Source organism: Bacillus sp. RB3 (genome assembly GCF_030164735.1).
Lineage (GTDB): Bacteria > Bacillota > Bacilli > Bacillales > Bacillaceae_G > Bacillus_A > Bacillus_A cereus.
The window spans coordinates 1-3,017 of sequence record NZ_JASNGE010000076.1; the positions used below are offsets into that span (position 1 = coordinate 1).

Below are 3,017 nucleotides of genomic sequence, written 5' to 3' on the forward strand. Positions count from 1 at the left end.
GTATGTTCTTTGAAAACTAGATAACAGTGTAGCTCATATTTTTTAATTTTAGTTTGGTTAAGTTAGAAAGGGCGCACGGTGGATGCCTTGACACTAGGAGTCGATGAAGGACGGGACTAACGCCGATATGCTTCGGGGAGCTGTAAGTAAGCTTTGATCCGAAGATTTCCGAATGGGGAAACCCACCATACGTAATGGTATGGTATCCTTATCTGAATACATAGGGTAAGGAAGACAGACCCAGGGAACTGAAACATCTAAGTACCTGGAGGAAGAGAAAGCAAATGCGATTTCCTGAGTAGCGGCGAGCGAAACGGAACATAGCCCAAACCAAGAGGCTTGCCTCTTGGGGTTGTAGGACATTCTATACGGAGTTACAAAGGAACGAGGTAGACGAAGCGACCTGGAAAGGTCCGTCGTAGAGGGTAACAACCCCGTAGTCGAAACTTCGTTCTCTCTTGAATGTATCCTGAGTACGGCGGAACACGTGAAATTCCGTCGGAATCTGGGAGGACCATCTCCCAAGGCTAAATACTCCCTAGTGATCGATAGTGAACCAGTACCGTGAGGGAAAGGTGAAAAGCACCCCGGAAGGGGAGTGAAAGAGATCCTGAAACCGTGTGCCTACAAATAGTCAGAGCCCGTTAACGGGTGATGGCGTGCCTTTTGTAGAATGAACCGGCGAGTTACGATCCCGTGCGAGGTTAAGCTGAAGAGGCGGAGCCGCAGCGAAAGCGAGTCTGAATAGGGCGTTTAGTACGTGGTCGTAGACCCGAAACCAGGTGATCTACCCATGTCCAGGGTGAAGTTCAGGTAACACTGAATGGAGGCCCGAACCCACGCACGTTGAAAAGTGCGGGGATGAGGTGTGGGTAGCGGAGAAATTCCAATCGAACCTGGAGATAGCTGGTTCTCCCCGAAATAGCTTTAGGGCTAGCCTTAAGTGTAAGAGTCTTGGAGGTAGAGCACTGATTGGACTAGGGGTCCTCATCGGATTACCGAATTCAGTCAAACTCCGAATGCCAATGACTTATCCTTAGGAGTCAGACTGCGAGTGATAAGATCCGTAGTCAAAAGGGAAACAGCCCAGACCGCCAGCTAAGGTCCCAAAGTGTGTATTAAGTGGAAAAGGATGTGGAGTTGCTTAGACAACTAGGATGTTGGCTTAGAAGCAGCCACCATTTAAAGAGTGCGTAATAGCTCACTAGTCGAGTGACTCTGCGCCGAAAATGTACCGGGGCTAAATACACCACCGAAGCTGCGGATTGATACCAATGGTATCAGTGGTAGGGGAGCGTTCTAAGGACAGTGAAGTCAGACCGTAAGGACTGGTGGAGTGCTTAGAAGTGAGAATGCCGGTATGAGTAGCGAAAGACGGGTGAGAATCCCGTCCACCGAATGCCTAAGGTTTCCTGAGGAAGGCTCGTCCGCTCAGGGTTAGTCAGGACCTAAGCCGAGGCCGACAGGCGTAGGCGATGGACAACAGGTTGATATTCCTGTACCACCTCTTTATCGTTTGAGCAATGGAGGGACGCAGAAGGATAGAAGAAGCGTGCGATTGGTTGTGCACGTCCAAGCAGTTAGGCTGATAAGTAGGCAAATCCGCTTATCATAAAGGCTGAGCTGTGATGGGGAAGCTCCTTATGGAGCGAAGTCTTTGATTCCCCGCTGCCAAGAAAAGCTTCTAGCGAGATAAAAGGTGCCTGTACCGCAAACCGACACAGGTAGGCGAGGAGAGAATCCTAAGGTGTGCGAGAGAACTCTGGTTAAGGAACTCGGCAAAATGACCCCGTAACTTCGGGAGAAGGGGTGCTTTCTTAACGGAAAGCCGCAGTGAATAGGCCCAAGCGACTGTTTAGCAAAAACACAGCTCTCTGCGAAGCCGTAAGGCGAAGTATAGGGGGTGACACCTGCCCGGTGCTGGAAGGTTAAGGAGAGGGGTTAGCGTAAGCGAAGCTCTGAACTGAAGCCCCAGTAAACGGCGGCCGTAACTATAACGGTCCTAAGGTAGCGAAATTCCTTGTCGGGTAAGTTCCGACCCGCACGAAAGGTGTAACGATTTGGGCACTGTCTCAACCAGAGACTCGGTGAAATTATAGTACCTGTGAAGATGCAGGTTACCCGCGACAGGACGGAAAGACCCCGTGGAGCTTTACTGTAGCCTGATATTGAATTTTGGTACAGTTTGTACAGGATAGGCGGGAGCCATTGAAACCGGAGCGCTAGCTTCGGTGGAGGCGCTGGTGGGATACCGCCCTGACTGTATTGAAATTCTAACCTACGGGTCTTATCGACCCGGGAGACAGTGTCAGGTGGGCAGTTTGACTGGGGCGGTCGCCTCCTAAAGTGTAACGGAGGCGCCCAAAGGTTCCCTCAGAATGGTTGGAAATCATTCGTAGAGTGCAAAGGCATAAGGGAGCTTGACTGCGAGACCTACAAGTCGAGCAGGGACGAAAGTCGGGCTTAGTGATCCGGTGGTTCCGCATGGAAGGGCCATCGCTCAACGGATAAAAGCTACCCCGGGGATAACAGGCTTATCTCCCCCAAGAGTCCACATCGACGGGGAGGTTTGGCACCTCGATGTCGGCTCATCGCATCCTGGGGCTGTAGTCGGTCCCAAGGGTTGGGCTGTTCGCCCATTAAAGCGGTACGCGAGCTGGGTTCAGAACGTCGTGAGACAGTTCGGTCCCTATCCGTCGTGGGCGTAGGAAATTTGAGAGGAGCTGTCCTTAGTACGAGAGGACCGGGATGGACGCACCGCTGGTGTACCAGTTGTTCTGCCAAGGGCATAGCTGGGTAGCTATGTGCGGAAGGGATAAGTGCTGAAAGCATCTAAGCATGAAGCCCCCCTCAAGATGAGATTTCCCATAGCGTAAGCTAGTAAGATCCCTGAAAGATGATCAGGTTGATAGGTTCGAGGTGGAAGCATGGTGACATGTGGAGCTGACGAATACTAATAGATCGAGGACTTAACCATATAATATGTAGCAATGTTATCTAGTTTTGAAGGAATATGC

At 51.0% G+C, this 3,017-nt stretch carries 1 rRNA gene; it reads left to right on the forward strand.

The features are described 5' to 3' along the window. Nucleotides 1–55 precede the first annotated feature (55 nt). Nucleotides 56–2,977: ribosomal RNA gene (locus tag QO049_RS30300) — 23S ribosomal RNA — on the forward strand. Nucleotides 2,978–3,017 lie beyond the last annotated feature (40 nt).